Source organism: Rhizobium sp. USDA 3886 (assembly GCF_056279785.1).
Window position 1 is genome coordinate 784,114 of the sequence record NZ_JBWCDC010000003.1, and the last position, 18,007, is coordinate 802,120.

13 protein-coding genes are annotated in these 18,007 nt (G+C 58.7%); 8 read left to right on the top strand and 5 right to left on the bottom strand.

From position 1 onward, the window contains the following. Window positions 1-472: 472 nt before the first annotated feature. From ACZ9BX_RS26620 to katG, 8 genes are all read left to right on the top strand, one after another. A complete protein-coding gene (locus tag ACZ9BX_RS26620) occupies window positions 473-2,146 on the top strand; it encodes an aromatic/alkene/methane monooxygenase hydroxylase/oxygenase subunit alpha (protein WP_476221137.1) in 1,674 nt (557 codons plus the stop codon). 97 nt (window positions 2,147-2,243) lie between these two features. Beyond that, window positions 2,244-3,326: an NADH:ubiquinone reductase (Na(+)-transporting) subunit F gene (locus ACZ9BX_RS26625; protein ID WP_436103482.1), complete on the top strand. Its 1,083-nt coding sequence runs from the start codon at window positions 2,244-2,246 to the stop codon at window positions 3,324-3,326. A gap of 56 nt (window positions 3,327-3,382) precedes the next feature. Then, complete coding sequence (locus ACZ9BX_RS26630) at window positions 3,383-4,441, top strand: aromatic/alkene monooxygenase hydroxylase subunit beta (RefSeq protein ID WP_476221138.1); 1,059 nt, start codon at window positions 3,383-3,385, stop codon at window positions 4,439-4,441. A gap of 17 nt (window positions 4,442-4,458) precedes the next feature. Beyond that, on the top strand, window positions 4,459-4,827 hold the full coding sequence (locus tag ACZ9BX_RS26635; RefSeq protein ID WP_436103480.1) for an MmoB/DmpM family protein: 369 nt from the start codon (window positions 4,459-4,461) through the stop codon (window positions 4,825-4,827). Window positions 4,828-4,897: 70 nt separating this feature from the next. Next, window positions 4,898-5,920: an amidohydrolase family protein gene (locus tag ACZ9BX_RS26640; RefSeq protein ID WP_476221140.1), complete on the top strand. Its 1,023-nt coding sequence runs from the start codon at window positions 4,898-4,900 to the stop codon at window positions 5,918-5,920. A 5-nt stretch (window positions 5,921-5,925) separates the two neighbouring features. Then, window positions 5,926-6,732: an iron-sulfur cluster assembly protein gene (locus ACZ9BX_RS26645; protein WP_476221141.1), complete on the top strand. Its 807-nt coding sequence runs from the start codon at window positions 5,926-5,928 to the stop codon at window positions 6,730-6,732. 65 nt (window positions 6,733-6,797) lie between these two features. Then, the gene (gene groEL / locus ACZ9BX_RS26650; protein WP_476221142.1) at window positions 6,798-8,429 is read left to right on the top strand and encodes a chaperonin GroEL; all 1,632 of its coding nucleotides are present in this window, start codon (window positions 6,798-6,800) and stop codon (window positions 8,427-8,429) included. Between the two features lie 170 nt (window positions 8,430-8,599). Next, on the top strand, window positions 8,600-10,783 hold the full coding sequence (gene katG, locus ACZ9BX_RS26655) for a catalase/peroxidase HPI (RefSeq protein WP_476221143.1): 2,184 nt from the start codon (window positions 8,600-8,602) through the stop codon (window positions 10,781-10,783). Window positions 10,784-11,025: 242 nt separating this feature from the next. On the opposite strand, the gene ACZ9BX_RS26660 is transcribed toward katG, so the two are convergent. The 5 genes from ACZ9BX_RS26660 to ACZ9BX_RS26680 all read right to left on the bottom strand — a co-directional run bounded on the left by ACZ9BX_RS26660 (window position 11,026) and on the right by ACZ9BX_RS26680 (window position 17,858). Continuing rightward, complete coding sequence (locus ACZ9BX_RS26660; protein ID WP_476221145.1) at window positions 11,026-13,101, bottom strand: sigma-54-dependent Fis family transcriptional regulator; 2,076 nt, start codon at window positions 13,099-13,101, stop codon at window positions 11,026-11,028. A gap of 79 nt (window positions 13,102-13,180) precedes the next feature. Then, entirely contained in the window at window positions 13,181-13,663 is a 483-nt protein-coding gene (locus tag ACZ9BX_RS26665; RefSeq protein WP_476221146.1) for a hypothetical protein, read from the bottom strand. A gap of 1,107 nt (window positions 13,664-14,770) precedes the next feature. Further along, entirely contained in the window at window positions 14,771-15,127 is a 357-nt protein-coding gene (locus ACZ9BX_RS26670) for a low affinity iron permease family protein (protein WP_476221147.1), read from the bottom strand. Between the two features lie 448 nt (window positions 15,128-15,575). Continuing rightward, on the bottom strand, window positions 15,576-16,781 hold the full coding sequence (locus ACZ9BX_RS26675) for an LLM class flavin-dependent oxidoreductase (RefSeq protein WP_476221148.1): 1,206 nt from the start codon (window positions 16,779-16,781) through the stop codon (window positions 15,576-15,578). Window positions 16,782-16,808: 27 nt separating this feature from the next. Beyond that, window positions 16,809-17,858 carry a LacI family DNA-binding transcriptional regulator gene (locus tag ACZ9BX_RS26680; RefSeq protein WP_476221149.1) on the bottom strand — a complete coding sequence of 350 codons (1,050 nt, stop codon included), beginning with the start codon at window positions 17,856-17,858 and terminating at the stop codon, window positions 16,809-16,811. Window positions 17,859-18,007: the final 149 nt, after the last annotated feature.

Below are 18,007 nucleotides of genomic sequence, written 5' to 3' on the forward strand. Positions count from 1 at the left end.
ATTATCCATGGATTGGAAAATATAGGTATGAAGAAAATTATGTCTAATTTTATTTCATTCGCACACGAAAGAAATTATGCTGCATATGCACATAATATAGAACATTACATACTGTAAATTACAATTGTAAAATAACGTTACACATAACGGATATTCACCTTTACCAATCGTTCCCAGCGCTACATTTTCAAACTGGCACGGCCTTTGCATCGTCTATTCCATAAGAAGCCATCGCGTTTCAAGCGACGCCAGAAGAACGAAGGAATGGGGAGTACGGTTTTAAACAGTCCGGAACGGGAGTGTCCGGATCATTCCCCCCAAAAACCTTTGCCATGATCCACTTGAATGGCCGGACCTTGGTCGCGCCTTTGGCGCAGCCCTATGCCTGCCGTTCCACCTTTCGCTCGCGGCGCTCACGGCGCCGTTCCAGCCGGGGCCGGCAAGGTCCGCGGTTCAAACACAGTGGAGGCTGATGACGATGTCGTCGTTGACGCTTAACAAGATCACCTCGCAGCGCGGTATTTCCGTTGGCGAGGCAACCAAGAAGATTTCCGACCTCGGTTGGAATCCCACCTATGTCCAGGAAGCGATGACGTTTCCGACCGACTACAAGATCACCAAGGCGCCGCGCGATCCGATGAAACAGGTGCTGCGCTCCTATTTCCCCATGCAGGAGGAAAAGGACAACCGCGTCTACGGCGCGCTCGATGCCGCCCTTCGCGGCGACATGTTCCGCAACGTCCAGCCGCGCTGGGTCGAGTGGATGAAACTGTTCCTTGCCATCATTCCCTTTCCGGAAATTTCGGCCGCTCGCTCCATGGCAATGGTCGCCCGCATCGCGCCCGGCGAGGATCTGCGCACCGGCTTCACCATGCAAATGGTCGACGAGTTCCGTCATTCGACCATCCAGATGAACCTGAAAAAATGGTACATGGAGAACTACATCGACCCGGCGGGCTTCGACATCACGGAAGAGGCTTTCGGCAAGTGCTACGCCACGACTATCGGCCGCCAGTTCGGCGAAGGCTTCATCACCGGCGACGTGATGACCTCGGCCTGCATGTACCTGACCGTGGTCGCGGAAACCGCCTTCACCAACACCTTGTTCGTGGCGATGCCTTCGGAAGCCGCCCGCAATGGCGACTATGCGCTGCCGACCGTGTTCCTGTCGGTGCAGTCCGATGAAAGCCGGCATATCGGCAACGGCCATTCTCTCCTGATGGCGGCGCTGAAGGAACCGGAAAACCATCTGCTCCTGGAGCGCGACCTGCGGTACGCCTTCTGGCAGAACCATGCGATCGTCGACGCGGCCATCGGCACCCTGATCGAATACGGCACCACCAACCGCGACAAGAACAAGGAATCCTATGCGGAAATGTGGCACCGCTGGATCTTCGAGGACTACTACCGCACCTACATGCTGCCGCTCGAAAAATACGGCATCAAGGTTCACCACGACGATGTCCACGAAGCCTGGAACCGCATTACCAAGAAGAACTATGTCCACAAGGTGGCCCAGTTCTTCACGGTCGGCTGGCCGCTCAATTTCTGGCGGATCGAAGCCCAGACCGACAAGGACTTCGAGTGGTTCGAGCATAAATATCCGGGCTGGTTTGCTGAATTCGGCGACTTCTGGAAATGGCACGCCAAGCTGAGCAAGCGCGGCGAGAAGATCATCACCTTCAACGAAGATGTCGGATACGTCTACCCGCACCGCTGCTGGAGCTGCCTGGTACCCTGCCTTATCCGCGAGGACATGGTGGTCGACGAGATCGACGGGCAGATCCACACATTTGCGCACGAACTGGACCGCTGGACGGCCGTCGAGGCGTTCTCGGACGAGTATCAGGGCCGACCGACGCCGGCCATGGGCCGGTTCAGCGGAAAGCGTGAGTGGGAAACCGTCTATCACGGCTGGGATCTCGGCGATGCGATGAAGGATCTGAACTTCATTCGCTCCGACGGCAAGACCCTTGTCCCGCAGCCGCACCTGAGCTTCGACGCCAAGGATATGTGGACTCTCGACGACGTTCGCGGCCACACCATCATGTCGCCGCTGACGCTGCTGCGCGAAATGACGCCTGCCGACCGCGAAAAGCACCTCGCCGAGTATCGTGCGGGCTTCACCGTGAACCCCTGCAACTAGGGCCAGGCTGCTGCGGAGGCCGGTTCCGGCCTCCGCAATTTCCGGGATGAGGCCGTTTCCTTTTCGGAGGTACGGACAGGAATTGGGAGACTCTAGAATGGCTGAAGCTCAAAAAGCACATCAGACCGCCCATACGGTGCGACTTGAACCAGTCGGCGTCGAGTTCGAGGTCGAACATGGCGAGACCGTTTTGAATGCTGCATTTCGCCAGGGCATTGCGCTGCCGCACGGCTGCAAGGAAGGGCAATGTTCTGCCTGCAAATGCGTGCTGCTCGACGGTGAGGTCGACATGCTCAAATATTCGACCTTCGCGCTCAACGACATGGAGAAGGAATCCGGCCACATCCTGTTGTGCCGGTCGATCGCCTATTCCGACGTGGAGGTCGAACTTCTCAACTATGACGAGGAGGTTCTTGCGAAAGCGATTGCCGTCAAGACGTTCAAGGGCCGCATCTCCGCCAAGGAGAATTTGACCCACGACATACGCGGCATCGAAATCGAACTCAACTCCCCGATGAAGTTCTGGGCGGGGCAATATGTCGACATCACAGTCACCACGGAAAAAGGGGAGACGATTACGCGCTCGTTCTCCATGGCAAATACGCCGCACGAAACCCAGAAACTCTCCTTCATCATCAAGAAGTACCCTGAAGGAAAGTTCTCCGGAGAACTCGATTCCGGAGGAATCCGGGTCGGAGCCGAGGTCTCCGTCGTTGGACCCTACGGAACCTGTTTCCGGCGAGAAAACCGGGAAGGCGCCCTCGTGCTCGTAGGCGCGGGATCGGGCATGTCGCCGGTCTGGTCGATCCTCAACGACCACGTGATGAGTGGCGAGACGCGACCGGTCTATTTCTTCTATGGCGCGCGGACACCCGACGATCTTTTTCATCTCGACAAGATCGCCGACCTGGTGAGCCGGTATCCGGATGTCACCTTCATCCCCGTCCTGTCGCATGCCGAGGAAGGTGCCTGGGACGGCGAGCGGGGTTTCGTCCACCAGAACGTCGATGCCATCCTCAAACGACTAGGCATCGACGGCGAGGGAGACGTCTATGCCTGCGGCCCGCCGCCGATGATCGATGCGCTGCAGCCCGTTCTCTTCATGAACGGCTTCGAGATGGAGCGCATCTTCTTCGACAAGTTCACCACGTCATCCGGTGGAGGAACATCCGGCCACTGAGGTCGGATGCATCGGGAAACATACGCACAGCAATTGCAACAAGGGAGTGAGACATCATGACAGCCACAGCGACTTCAACTCGATCAGGCGCCGCGGGCTCGGCGGTCTTCGCCGATTCCGACAGTCGGAAATATCGATATTTCGACCCGAAAGGCCAACGCGCCACCCATTACGAGGACGTGACGGTCGACGTCCAGCCGGACCCGGAACGCTATCTGATCCAGAACTGGATCATTTCGTTTGCGGACGGCAAGGGCGCCTATGTCAAGGACAACACGGCGGCCGAAAGTTCCAACTGGCACGCTTTCCGCGCGCCGGATCAGGAATGGGAGCGCACCCACTATCAGCGCCAGTCGAAGATCGAGACGATGGTGCAGAGCGTGATCACCAATGCCCGCCGGGCCGGTGCGCCGAAGTCCTTCGACAAGGTCTGGATCAAGGTTCTGCAGGCCCACCTGGGAGCGTGGAAACATGTCGAATTCGGCCTCGGCACATCATTGATGCAGGCGCAGCGCTACGGCTACACCCAGATGATCAACAACGCCACGCTGACCAATTCCTCCTACAAGCTGCGGCTTGCCCAGGACATCACGCTCTATCTCGCCGAGATCGGCATGGATATTCCAGGCTGGGACGACGAACTCGGCAAGAAGCACTGGCTGGAAGACAGCGTCTGGCAAGGCACCCGCGAAGCCATCGAGACGATCATGGGTGCAACCGACTATCTCGAACAGTATTTCGCGATCAACATCGTCTTCGAACCGCTGGTCGGCGAGCTGTTTCGCTCCGGCTTCCTGATGCAGGCTGCGGCCGCCAATCATGACTTCATCACGCCGCCGGTCGTCTCGGCCGCCGAAGCGGATTACGAACGCAATCTCGCCAACACGATCGACCTGATCTACCTGCTCGCCAACGACGAAAAGCACGGCGCGGCCAACCGCAAGCTTTTCCAGGGCTGGGTCGATAAGCATGGCGCACTCGCCGACAAGGCAGCCCTCGGCCTTCAGCCAATCTGGTCGATGCCGCATTCCAAGCCGATCTCGTTCCCCGACGTCCGCGCCCAGTCCGAAGAACGGATTGGCCAGATTCTCGGCGAACTCGGCCTGACACGCTAAACCCAGGAGCAACCAGAATGTCATCAATCGCACGCGACGCATCGCAGTCCAACATCTTCAAATCGATGAAGGACATCACCTTCGAACAGACGATTTCCCACCAGTGTGGCGTCACCATGAACGATTCGGTCGAGGCCCGCGCCATCGCCGAATTCATGGGCCTGAAACCCGGCGTTACCGTAACCTACGCCCCAGCGATGATCCGCATCGACGGAAACGGTAAGCTGATCTTCCGGATGGACGACATCAGCGAATATCTCGGCCGCGAAATGACCGCCGAGATCTTCGAGGTCAATACCTCTACCCATTACGGCCGCATGGTGCGCATCGACGACAACGAGGTCATCTTGTTCGGCGATATGGACGAGGTGTTCGCATACATCTGAGACGACAAGACGCGCGGCGCGCCGTTGGGGTGGCGCGTCGCAATTTTCAATCATCCTAGCGGAGGAAAATATGTTCAAGACACCGGAAGGCAAAGAAATCTTCATCGTCGATGGCCACACCCATTTTTGGGACGGCAGCCCCGAAAACCAGCGCAATATCCACGGCAAACAGTTCGTCGAGTGCTTCTACGCCTACCACACGGCACTGAGCCCGAAGGAACAGCTGTGGGAGAAGAGCAAGTTCGAAAAATACAGCGCGGACGATCTCTATCACGACCTGTTCATCGACGGCCCGGACGATATTGCGATCGTTCAGTCGACCTATCTCAAGGATTTCTACAAGAACGGCTTCAACACCGTCGAGCGGAATTCAGAGATGGCCAAGCGCTATCCCGAGCGTTTCATCGTCAACGGGTCGTTCGACCCGCGCGACGGCGACAAGGCGCTGGAATACATCCACTGGATGAAGGAGACCTACGACATCAAGGGCGTGAAGATGTACACGGCCGAGTGGAATGGGGCCTCGAAGGGCTGGAGGCTCAACGATCCTGCAGCCTACAAGTGTTTCGAGCTTTGTGAAAAGCTCGGCATCAAGAACGTCCATGTTCACAAGGGACCGACCATCCTGCCGCTGAACAAGGATGCTTTCGACGTTCACGACGTCGACTATGCCGCGACCGATTTCCAGAATCTCAACTGGATCGTTGAACATTGCGGCTTGCCGAGGCTCGACGATTTCTGTTGGATCGCCGTGCAGGAAACCAATGTGTATGGCGGTCTTGCCGTCGCGCTGCCCTTCATACACTCACGGCCGCGTTATTTCGCCGAGGTGATCTCCGAACTGCTCTTCTGGGCCGGTCCGGACAAGATCCTCTTCGGGTCTGATTACGCGATCTGGACGCCGCGCTGGCTGGTCGAGAAATTTTGGGCGTTTGAACTGCCGGAGGATATCGCCAAGGAACGCGGCGTCGAGTTGACCCATGAGATCAAGGAGAAGATCCTCGGCCTCAACGCGGCAAGGCTCTACGATATCGATATCGCCGCCAAGAAGGCGGCGCTCGCCGCCTCGCCCTTCAGCGTCGCGGCGGAGTGAGGGCGATGAAAACCGCCATTCAGTCAGAAAGCCGTCAGGGGGAACTCTGGCGGCGTTTGGAAGGCGTCAACGATCCGGAACTGGACGAACCCGTGACCGATATGGGCTTTATCGAGCACGCGGAGATTGCGGCCGATGGCCGGGTCGATGTCGGCTTTCGCCTGCCCACATACTGGTGTTCGCCGAACTTCGCCTTCCTGATGCTCGACGATGTCCGGTCGGCGCTTGAGGCCCTGTCCTGGTCGCCTAAGTACCATATCACCCTGCACGACCATATGTTTGCCGAGGAGGTCAACACGGGCATCGCGGACGGCAAGAGCTTCAAGGAGATTTTCGGATCGCTTGCGGAGGATGCCGATCTTGAGGATCTGCGGGAGAAGTTCCGGCTAAAGGCCTTCAAGCGCCGCCAGGAAGCGGTGATCCTCGATCTTCGCGCAATGGGGATGACGGACAGCGACATCGTTGCCATGACGTGTGCCACCTTCGAAACCTATGCGTTCGGTAGCGAAGAGGTGGCGAAGCAGAAGGCACGCTACCGCGAGGCATGGTTAGGGCGGTTTCCGAATCTGTCATCGAATGCCGCCATGATCGTCGATCACGAAGGCGGACGGATCGCGCCGGAGGCGCTGTCCACACACCTTGCAGATCTGCGTAGCGTGCGGATCAACATGGAGTTCAACGGTGCGCTATGCCGGGGGCTCAAACATACGCGTTACAAGGAAATGGAAATGATCGATGGTGAGCCGACGCTTGTCGATTTCATCATCGGCCGGGTTCCAGGAACCGAAGCACAGCCGCATTCCAACCGGTAAACACAACGGCCTTCCCGAAAGAGGCCCCAAATCAACAAACCGCCCGCCAGGCGGAAGGAGGAACTATGTCCAAATTGATGTTGCACAATTCCGAAGCGCGGCGCGCGCTCGCCCGGGGCGTTGCCAGATTGGCGGCTGCCGTCGAGCCTACCCTTGGTCCAAGAGGGATGAATGCGATGATAGACCGGCCGCTCGGAACACCGATGGTCACCCGCGACGGCGTCAGCATCGCATCCGAAATCGAGCTGCACGACAGGTTCGAAAATATGGGAGCGCAGGTGGTGCGCGAGGTCTCCATGCAGACCAACGAGGTTGCCGGCGACGGCACCACGACGGCCATCGTGTTGGCCAATGCGCTGGTGCAGGGAGGCGTCGCCGCCAATGAGCGCGGGGTGAAATCCGTCGATCTTTGCAAGGGGATCGATCTTGCCGTCGATAAGGTGGTCGAGGCGCTGAAGGCCGGTGCCAAACCCGCCAAGGGCAATGGCAAGCTCGCGGCCGTCGCCAATATCGCCGCCACTGATCCAAAGCTCGGCGCGCTGGTCGCGGAAGCCTATGAGCGGGTCGGCGCGGATGGCATCATCACCACCGACTTCAGCGTGACGATCGAAACGACGCTGGAGGTGGTCGAAGGCATGTCCTTTGAGCGCGGTTACCTTTCGCACCACATGGTCACCAACCAGGAAAAGATGGAGGCCGTGCTTGAACGCCCGCTGATCCTGATGACCGACCTCAAGATCAGGGAACCATCGGCGCTCGACGCTGTTCGCCGCATCGCGGACAAGGCGGGCCGACCGTTGCTGATCGTGGCTGAAGAAGTCTCGCCCGAGGTGGTCGTCACATTGCTTGGCAAGCAGGGGCCGGGGAAATATCTGGTGGTGCATCCGCCGGAATATGGTCATTGGCGCAAGGCGATGTTGGAAGATCTCGCGATCCTGACAGGCGGCCGGGTGATCGCCCGCGATATAGGCGGCCAGATTGAAGACGTGACACCCGAAGATCTGGGATCGGCCGAACGTGTGAGGACGAGTTCGACCTATACGACGATCGTTCAAGGTGGTGGCGATCATGCCGCCATTGTAGCGCGACGGGCTCAGGTGCAGCGGCAATACGAGGTCGCGCCTCCCAATGTCGAGCAGGACAAGCTGCGCGAGCGTCTTGCCAAGCTTTCTGGCGGAACCGCCGTGCTCTATGCCGGCGGCGTCACTCCGGTCGAGCAGAAGCGGACCATCCAACTGATCGAGGATTCGCTGCATGCAGTACGCGCCGCTGCGGAAGAAGGCGTGGTTGCAGGCGGCGGTTCGGCGCTGGCCCAGATTGCGCCGGTGCTCGATGCCTTGATTGCGGCTACCGATCACGACGTCGCCGAGGGTATCCGTCTGGTGCAATCGGTCCTGACGCGACCGCTATGGCGCATAGCAACCAATGCCGGCCGCGACCCTGATGCGATCATTGCCGAGGTCACTAGGGTCAACAGCGGCTATGGCTTCAATGCCTCGATCGGCAAATACGAAAACATGATCGATGCCGGCATCATCGATCCGGTGCGGGTGACCTATACCGCGCTTCGTAATGCAGCCTCGGTCGCCAAACTCATCCTGACGACGGAAACGCTGATCGGTGATCTTGCCGAACACGAGGATCCGACGGCTGGTCCGGCGCTCGGTGGCGGCTCGGAGAAACTCGGCCGCCCATAGTTGCGCGCGCAGTTTTGGAAATCTGATCCTTTGAGGTCAGTTGGACTCATTCAGAACGTGAATCTGGGCGAGGCACTCTTCTGTTGCATCGCCCAGCTTACGTTTCCCGGAAGAGATGACGAACATTTCTTCCTCAATGGATATCTCATTCTCAAAAGGGAGAAGATTAGATGGACGCAAAGATCGACAACGGCGCCGGCAAATGTCCGGTCGCCCATACGCCTCGCGGCAGATCGAACCGCGACTGGTGGCCTAACCAGCTGAACGTCCAGATTCTTCATGGGCACTCCGTTCGCTCCGATCCGATGGGCGAGGGGTTCAACTATGCCGAGGAGTTCAAGAAGCTTGATCTCGACGCCCTGAAGCGGGACCTTCACGCGCTGATGACGGATAGCCAGGAATGGTGGCCGGCCGACTTCGGTCACTACGGCGGCCTGTTCATCCGCATGGCCTGGCACAGCGCCGGTACATACCGCATCACCGACGGCCGCGGCGGCGCCGGTCAGGGGCAGCAGCGTTTCGCGCCGCTCAACAGCTGGCCGGACAACGTCAACCTCGACAAGGCCCGTCGCCTGCTCTGGCCGATCAAGCAGAAATACGGCAACAAGATCTCCTGGGCGGATCTGATGATCCTCACCGGCAACGTCGCGCTCGAATCGATGGGCTTCAAGACGTTCGGTTTCGCCGGCGGCCGCGCCGACGTCTGGGAGCCGGAAGAGCTCTACTGGGGTCCGGAAGGAACCTGGCTCGGGGATGAGCGCTACAGCGGCGAACGCCAGCTCGCGGAACCGCTTGGCGCCGTGCAGATGGGCCTGATCTACGTCAATCCGGAAGGGCCGAACGGCAATCCCGATCCGATCGCTTCTGCGCGTGACATCCGCGAAACCTTCGCGCGCATGGCGATGAACGACGAAGAGACCGTGGCGCTGATCGCCGGCGGGCACACTTTCGGCAAGACCCATGGTGCCGGCGATCCGTCGTTTGTCGGTATCGACCCGGAAGGCGGCGAGCTCGAAGCCCAGGGTCTCGGCTGGTCGAGCAAGTTCAACACCGGCGTCGGTCGCGATGCGATCGGCAGCGGCCTGGAAGTGACCTGGACGCAGACGCCCACCCTGTGGAGCAACTACTTCTTCGAGAACCTGTTCGGCTTCGAATGGGAGCTGACCACGAGCCCGGCCGGCGCCAAGCAGTGGGTGGCGAAGAATGCTGAAGCTTCCATTCCGGACGCTTTCGACCCGTCGAAGAAGCAGCTTCCGACCATGCTGACCAGCGATCTGGCGCTGCGTTTCGACCCGGCCTACGAGAAGATCTCGCGCCGCTTCCTCGAAAACCCCGACCAGTTCGCAGATGCCTTTGCCCGCGCCTGGTTCAAGCTGACCCACCGCGACATGGGACCGAAGGTTCGTTATCTCGGCCCGGAAGTCCCCGCCGAAGACCTGATCTGGCAGGATGTGATCCCGCCCGTCAACCATGATCTGGTCGATGATCGCGATATCGCCGACCTGAAGTCCAGGATCCTGGCATCCGGACTCACGGTACAGGAACTGGTTTCGACCGCCTGGGCTTCCGCGTCGACCTTCCGTGGTTCCGACAAGCGCGGCGGCGCCAATGGCGCACGCATCCGGCTTGCGCCGCAGAAGGACTGGGAGGCCAACCAGCCGGCGCAGCTCGCCAAGGTCTTGAGCGTTCTCGAAGGAATCCAGAAGGAGTTCTCCGCTACCCATACCGGAAGCAAGAAGATCTCGCTGGCCGACCTGATCGTGCTTGCGGGTGCCGCCGGCGTCGAAAAGGCTGCCAAGGCTGGCGGCCAGGACATCATCGTGCCATTCACGCCGGGCCGTATGGACGCTTCGCAGGAACAGACGGATGCCGCTTCCTTCGCTCCGCTGGAACCCCGTGCCGATGCCTTCCGCAACTATGTCAACAGCAGCAAGACGCAGTTCATGAAGGCTGAAGAGGCCCTGGTGGACCGCGCTCAGCTGCTGACGCTGACGGCACCGGAAATGACGGTTCTCCTCGGCGGCCTGCGCGTGCTGAAGGCCGGCCAGCCCGAACACGGCGTCTTCACGTCCCAACCGGAAACGCTGACGAACGATTTCTTCGTCAACCTGCTCGACATGGGCACCGAAGGGTCGCCTGTTGCCGGTAAGGATGGTGTTTACGAAGGCCGTGACCGCAAGACCAAAGCACCCAAGTGGACCGGCACCCGCGTCGATCTGATCTTCGGCTCGCATTCGCAGCTTCGTGCGATCGCGGAAGTCTATGCCCAGTCCGACGCCAAGGCGAAGTTCGTGAAGGACTTCGTCGCGGCCTGGACCAAGGTCATGAACGCCGACCGTTTCGATCTGAACTAAAACTCATCCATTTCACCGGAACCGCGGTCTCAGTGTTTCGGCCTTGTCGCAGCTACGGCTCTTCATCCTTGCACCCTGCATCGGTACGGCAGTTGCGGGTATCGTCTGGCGCTCGGGCACATTCAAATCAGCAAGGCCGCCGCGCGGCCATCTTGATCAGTGGCTGAAAGCCGGCGTATGCGAATAAACCCATGGCGCGAAGCCATGGGCGTTTCGTTCCGTTCATGGCCGAAATTCGAGCCTCAAACGAACCCGCGCTTGATGCCGAACTGTTCGAGCTTGCGGTAAAGTGTCGGGCGCGATACGCCGAGGCGCTGCGCGACCTTGCTTAAGTTTCCATGCTCGGCCGCGAGCGCATTCTTGAGTGCTTGCCGCTCGGCCTCTTCGAAACTGAAAACGGGCAATGCCGGTTCGGACACGGCGCCGGAGGTGAACTGGATGGCATCATGATCCTGCCGTGGTTCGACGATCTCCGGCGGCAAATCATCAACACTTATAAACCTGTTGGACGACAGAACATGCAGGCGTTCGACCAGGTTTCGCAACTCGCGTACATTTCCCGGCCATCGATAAGCAAGAAGCGAGTCGAGTGCCTCGTTCGAGAAACGGAGCGGCTCGCTTTCCTTGCGATCGGCAAGCTTTCGGTTGAAATGCTCGATCAGCAAAAGACTGTCGCCGCCGCGATCCCTGAGTGGCGGAACGTGGATAGATACCGTGCTTATGCGGTAGAAAAGATCCTTGCGAAAGCGACCGCTTTCGACTTCGGCCTTGAGATTTCGGTTTGTGGATGCGACAAGTCGCACGTTGACCGGACGCATCCGGCTGTCTCCAAGTCGGGTGACCGCCCTCTCTTCCAGCACGCGCAATAAAAACGGCTGCATATCCAACGGCATCTCGCCGATTTCATCGAGGCTTAGAACGCCTCTATCAGCGAGCTCGAAGACGCCTGGCTTGCCTTCCCGGGAGGCCCCCGTGAAGGCCCCCCCAACATGGCCGAACAGCTCGCTGCCAAACAATTCCTTTGTTATTGCGCCGCAGTTGAGGGCAATAAACGGGCCGCTGACTGATTTGCGGCTTGCGGTGTGAACGAGCCGAGCAAAAAGCTCCTTGCCGACGCCCGTTTCGCCTTCAATCAGGAGCGACGTTACCTCCTCTGATGCGGCAATCTTGCAGGCGATCTCGATCGCCCTTCGCAAAGCCTCGCTCTCGCCGACGATGAGGGCGCTTTCGTCTTTCGGCCGCTGCGACGCGGTTCTGCTCCCGATCAAGACGCTACCGTCATCGGCTTTGGGAAAGACGAAGGCAGCGCCGCGTACGTCACCATCGAGCTCCAGGGGACAGAGATGCCAAGATTGCATATCCCGGGAGAGTGAGGTCGCAACGCTGTCGAGAAAGCCGGAGTTGCTCAACTCCGGCAGCCGACAGATCCTGGACCCCTCGCGGATTGTGTCGCCAAACCGCTTCCTTTCCGCGACTGGAACATTGTTGCTGTAGATGGCGCGGCCATGGCGATCAATGATCATGACGCCGTCTTTTGAACGATAGTTACTGACGGACGCTATGAATGCTTCCAGCAGCCGCGTCCGTTCTTCATTCTGTGAATCAGCGAGTGCTCGTTCGATTTCCCTTGCGGCGGCCGTAACAAGGGCGATGTTGTGCGGCCGGAAAATATCCGGATGTCCTGAAAGATCAACGACCCCAATAATTTTACCGTCAAAAGGATCGCGGATCGGCGCTCCAGCACACGTCCAAGCTTTTATCCCCGCGCAAAAGTGTTCGGCTGCATGAACAAATACCGGTTCCCCTGTCCAAAGGGCCGTGCCGATGCCGTTGGTTCCAACAACATCTTCGGTCCACTTCCCTCCAACGCCAAGATGAATATCCATTCCTTCGTAAATTGTCTTTTTATCGCCGATGGCGTCTATCAAAACCCCCTCGCTATCGGCAAGCATTAGCATTGCACCTGTGCCATTCAACAGCTTTCCAATAGCCTCGAAAGGGCGAGCTGCTGCCGCCAGCAGTTCCGAACTGCTTCTGGCGAGGGCCTCGACTGCATCCTTGTCAGTCTCAATGGGCGCTTCGTTTCGCAGTGCATCGATACCGCCGCTGGCGCAACGGTGCCAGGAATCGTTGATCGCCGATCTGATGACAAGCGAAGATCGCGCCGGCTCGATATTGCCTTCCAGCAGAGACTCCCAAGCGCGCATTGTGACGCGCTCATCGTAGGGAGAGACTAGCATTGTCTCGCCGGCGACCCGGCCAATTGAGGATCGCTGGGCCCTTGCGGAGTGTCCTTGCGGATATGAATTCCGATTCATACGGGTATTCACATTCGACGTTCGAGGGAACTTGCCGTCAGGCTGAGCTTACGAGGACAGAGGCCCTTGCCTCTCATCCTCAAGTCTCCGGAGGAATGTCTAGCCGGAGACCGATGTCGGTCGCCAAATCCGTGTCGCCGTAAGAGGATCCCAACCCAACACCGTCCATATCCACCAACGCCTCGGCGATCGATTGCTCGAGTGGCCGGATGTAGCCGTTCGCCTTCGTTGCCAATGCGAACGTCTTCACGCCTTGCCGGTCGCGAATGTCGCCGAAATGCTGCAGCTGTCGTCCCGTGGTAGAATCGACGCTTATCACGCGGCCATTGGCGGTAACACGGATTTTGGGTTCCGGTGCGGGGACAGGCGACGCCCCACCGCCGATATGGATGATGAGGCCTTGTGCCTGTGGGGCCAGTTTTGGCTTTTTGGATTCGGAGTATCGGCCACCGCTAAACTGGTCGGCAAGCTTCGTGATGACGCCGCGGTTTTGCTCTATCAACCGCCTAACTTGCGCGTCCTCCCGACGCGGTCCGTCCTGCTTCGAAAATATCTCGACCATGAACCCTCCCAGATCCTGTCTGCATGTCTTCGTTTTGCATTCTGCCAAAAAGCGTATCACATTTTCAGGGATCCACCACCAAGGAGCTTACACAAACGAACCGGCACACAGGTGGTAGCGGGCTACGGCGATCGAAGGATTATTTTGAGCAGGTGGCAGACGCTAACGGGCAAGCGATCTCTCACGCCGTACAGAACAGCCGGCTGCCTCACTGGGGGAGACCGCCACCTTGCGAAAATTCTTGCACAGGAAGATTGTAACGTATCGCGCGAAGGGGCAACAATCGTATCGACCACCTCAACGCCTCGGTAGGCACAACGAGCAACTAAAGCGTCTCCCTGAGCGTCTCGAACGTCTTTTCTACGGCCCTCACTAACCAATGACATTACGATAGTCGCCAAAGTCGGCGCTTTTCGGGGGAGGAGGTACAATCAGGCTAAGCTCAGCGAGATATCGGCTACCGGCTACCTTGGATGCTGCGCCGATGCAGGTGGCACTCGCATGGCTTCCGGCTCTGTTGCCGAACACTCTTCTCATACCAGGTACCTCAAGCGTGCTGCACCTTTACGAGAACCTAAGCGCTCGCCGCTCTTGGAAACTCGGCGCGACCTACACGAGGCTAGTCGCATTTGCACTGGACCATCTGTTTAGGCGCGGCAGCCCGCAAACGAAGGTTGCAGTGAATTTTATGATCGGGACACCCATCCAACACGGTGGTCCCGCACCCATTGTTCTAAAGCTAGTTAACAACAGCAAGTCGACTGGGATTTCGCGTCGAATGCTGAGAAAGTCGAAGCACTCCACGCCGGATTGTGAGGTTCCAGCGGCGGCGAAGGTGTTCCACGTGGAGGCTGCTCTGACCGGCGCCCCTCGTGATGGCTGCCTTGCCTTCATGGCAGTGAAATTCGATGTCACGGAGCTTGATGGCAGACGCTTTCATTGGCTGCCGAAACGCGCGAAGCCATTTGAGCCCATGTGACGCAACGCGTCGCTTTGGCTACGTAAGCCTTCGAGGGGCCGCCGAAACGTATCGAGCGGAGCACCCCCACTTCGGTACCGATAGGCTGGTGCACTGGAGCGTGCCGGCGTCGAGCCTAGACAATTTCGCTATATAGTGGTCTGCCGAGGGGCAGGGTTTTGCTTGTCCGCTTCCTGTTCGAGCCGCTCGACTTCCGCCGCGATGCGCTCCGGCTGTTCGTGCTCGAGGCCGACGACCTCGTTCCGGGTCTCACGCATTGACACGATGATTTCATCGAGCTTGGCGTGGATTGCCGAGGTGTCGCGATAGCCTTGGATCAACACGATGCTAGTGATCACGATTGCCGCGACCGACAGAGCATAGGTGACGACGTTTGTGAGCCCGAACGGCAACAGCGCGGTGCTGCCAACCATCGCTGCAATAACGAAATAAAAGCCGGGAGGGCGGGAAAGAAAATCCGCCAGTCGAAAAAGAAACTCGGTCACGTCAGTTCTCCGCAATCGGTGACTAAATTAACGCGCCAATGCGGATCTTGTTCGGAGGCACTGCTTTGTCGTTTGGCACTTAAACGGGGTCTTCCTCACTTTGTTTGGTTAACAGATCGTTAGCAGTGACGCCGGTATGGGCTGGCATGCGAACGAAATCGAAATGGTCGCCCGGTCCGGGCATCAAAGTGCAGAGCGTCGTATTCAACGACGAAGGTCATTGGGTTGTGTCTGCTTGCGGTCCATCCTCTGGCATATGCCCAGATTGCCAACACCAGAGCAGAAGTCAGCACGGCTGGTCCTACCCGCCAAAAAGCGAAAAGTTTTACCCATGTGTCCGGTACAAAACGTCACCTATCTCTCAAGTCGGGCATTTTGCCAGCACCGAAGGTACTGTGGACCGCAATTCGAACTCCGACGCGGGGGCGTGTTGCAGATAGTGTTCCCATCAAAGTGGGCCGTGATCCAATCGAGATAAGACGTGACGGGAAAATAAGTCAGCCTCGGCCGCGTGCGGATAGCCTGAGAGGATAAAAGCTTCAATACCTTCCGCCCGGTAGGCCCGCAGCTTTGCAAGAACCTGGTCCGGATCGCCGACGATCGCAGCACCGCAGCCGGAACGGGCGCGGCCAATACCTGTCCATAGGTTATCTTCGATGTAGCCCTCGTTGCCTGCCTTTTCGCGTAGTTCCGCCTGGCGCCGCACGCCCACAGACTGGCTGTCCAGCGATTTGGCACGGATCGCTGCGCCGGCCGCATCATCAAGCTTCGACAGCAGACGGTCCGCAGCCATCCGCGCCGCTGCTTCTGTTTCACGAACGATGACGTGTACGCGGTAACCGAATCGGAGCGTCCGGCTGCGCCTTGCCGCACGGCTGCGAAGATCGGCAATCGTTTCGCGCACAACCTCCATGCGGTCCGGCCACATCAGATAGATATCAGCACCTTTCGCCGCCGCGTCGCGAGCATCCTCGGAGAGGCCGCCGAAATAGAACTGCGGGCAATGTCCGGAGACCGGGGTGATGCGCGGCGGATCGACTTTCAGCTTCCAGAACGTACCGTCGTGGTCGAGCGGCTCACCGTTAAGCAGGGTGCGCAGGATCGACATGGCCTCGATCGTGCGGGCATAACGTGGGCCGCTTGCAAGAGTTTCGCCGGGCATTTCGCTGGAAATGATGTTGACCGACAGGCGCCCATTGGCGATGCGGTCGATGGTAGCGATCTGGCGGGCCAGTTGCGGCGGCCAGCTCTCACCGATCCGAACGGCCATCAGTAGCTTGATGCGGCGTGTGAGCACGGCCATCGCCGAGGCAAACGCGCTGGTATCAATGCCCAGCGCATACCCCGAGGGAAGCAGGATATTGTCGAAGCCGCCGCTTTCAGCCTGCAGCACGATATCGCGACAGTGTTCGAAGCTCGATTGCAAATGCGGATCCGGGACGCCGAGAAACTCGTAGTCGTCATCACAAAGAGCGGAAAACCAGCTGACTTCGCAGGCTTTGGTCATGAATGATGTCTCCCGTCCTGTGGTGCATGTGCAGCGCGGATTCTCTTGTTTTTGGGACCCGGCCCTGCGCGCAATATCTGTCGTAGTAGCCGTTCGGGGAATAGGGGAAGAGACGGTACTTTTGATCTTCCTCCGTTTTTCGATCAAATTTTCGATCGTTGCGGTGTTTTACCGCTAGCTGCTTTGCCGATGAAGCAGGGTGAAACGGGTGTCGATCACCGTGGGCGTCCTCTCGCCGCTATGAGCGATGCGCTCAAGGATCAGGCGCGCCGCCTCGGTGCCGATCAGGTCTCCCGGCGGACGGATGGTGGTGAGCGAGGGATTGGAGGCGGCGCTGAAGCTCAGATCTCCGAAGCCGACGACCGAGAGCTGCCCCGGAATGTCGATGCCAAGCCGCTGGCATTCGAAGATCACGCCGAGCGCCACATGGTCGTTGGAGCAGGCGATGCCGTCCACATCGGGGAACGTGCGCATCGTTTCGCCAAGCAGCATTGCGCCCACTTCGGCGCTCGACGGCGCTGGATGCTTGATGACTTCGGCAGTGACGCCTGGGGTCTTGCGGGCTTCCTCGACAAATCCTTCGGCCCGGTGCGCCGCTCTCTTGTCTTCCTGCAGGCGGGCGCCGAGAAAGACGAGCTTGCGACGGTTGCGCTGGACGAGATGGGTAGCTGCTGACCGGCCGACCTGTTCGTGGTGGAAGCCGACGGCCATATCGATCGGCTCCGAACCGAGCTCCCAGATTTCGACCACCGGCACGCTGCTTTCGCGCAAGAGCTTTCTGGTTGCATTGCTATGGCTAAGCCCCGTCAGCACAATCGCCGCCGGCGCCCAGGACAACGCCATGCGAACGAGGTTTTCCTCCTCGCGCTCGCTGTATTCAGTGTGGCCGAGCAGGACCTGCAGCCGCTCCTTGCCCAGCTCCGTCTGCATGGTTGCAACTGTTTCGGCGAAAAAGGCATTTCGCACCGATGGCACGATGATGCTGACGGCGCGGGAAGAGGCGGCTGCGAGCCCTCCCGCCATCAGGTTCGGGACATAATTGAGAGCTTCGATGGATTTTGCGATCGCCTCGCTGGCCGACGCTGATACGGCGTCCGGCTTGCGCAGATAGAGCGAGACGGTAGAGGGTGAAACCTCCGCCCGTGCCGCGACATCCATCATTGTGACACGCTGCATCTTGCGGCGTTTGCGTGTCGGCTTAACGGAGCGTCGAGTATCCACCATTCTTCCTGTCGATATAATAGCGCTATTATTCTGATGTATGATAGCCCATGGTTTTCCCAGGAACAATTCCCATTGACAGAGAATAGCTTAATTATCTGACATAGCTCGGTAAATCACCACATTAACGGCGCCCGCATCGGCTTATGAGT